1 protein-coding gene is annotated in these 673 nt (G+C 63.9%); it reads right to left on the minus strand.

Going from position 1 to position 673, the window contains the following annotated elements; all coding sequences use genetic code 11:
• Positions 1 to 673, minus strand: a 673-nt coding sequence (gene ispG / locus PV679_RS36060) for a flavodoxin-dependent (E)-4-hydroxy-3-methylbut-2-enyl-diphosphate synthase (protein WP_319685504.1), incomplete at both ends; no start/stop codon positions are given.

Consider the following 673-nt stretch of genomic DNA (forward strand, 5'->3'; position numbering starts at 1 on the left):
ACCCGGATCGTGTCACCGATCCCCTCCGACAACAGCGCACCGAACGCCACCGCCGACTTGATCGTCCCCTGGAACGCCGGACCCGCCTCCGTCACACCCAAATGCAACGGATAATCACACTGAGCCGCCAACTGCCGGTACGCATTCACCATCACCACCGGATCGTTGTGCTTCACCGAGATCTTGATGTCCCGGAACCCGTGCTCCTCGAACAGCGACGCCTCCCACAACGCCGACTCCACCAGAGCCTCCGGCGTCGCCTTCCCGTACTTCCGCAACAGACGCGCGTCCAACGACCCCGCGTTCACACCGATCCGAATCGGCGTACCCGACTCCAGAGCCGCCCGCGCGATCTCCTTCACCTTGTCATCGAACTGCTTGATGTTCCCCGGATTCACCCGCACCGCCGCACACCCCGCGTCAATCGCCGCGAACACATACTTCGGCTGGAAATGAATATCCGCGATCACCGGAATCTGCGACTTCCGCGCGATCACCGCCAACGCGTCCGCGTCATCCTGCGTCGGACACGCCACCCGCACAATCTGACAACCCGACGCCGTCAACTCCGCGATCTGCTGCAACGTCGCCCCGATGTCCGACGTACGCGTCGTCGTCATCGACTGCACCGACACCGGCGCATCCCCACCAACCGCCACCGACCCGACCTGGA

It is taken from the genome of Streptomyces sp. AK02-01A, assembly GCF_033795305.1.
Classification (GTDB): domain Bacteria; phylum Actinomycetota; class Actinomycetes; order Streptomycetales; family Streptomycetaceae; genus Streptomyces.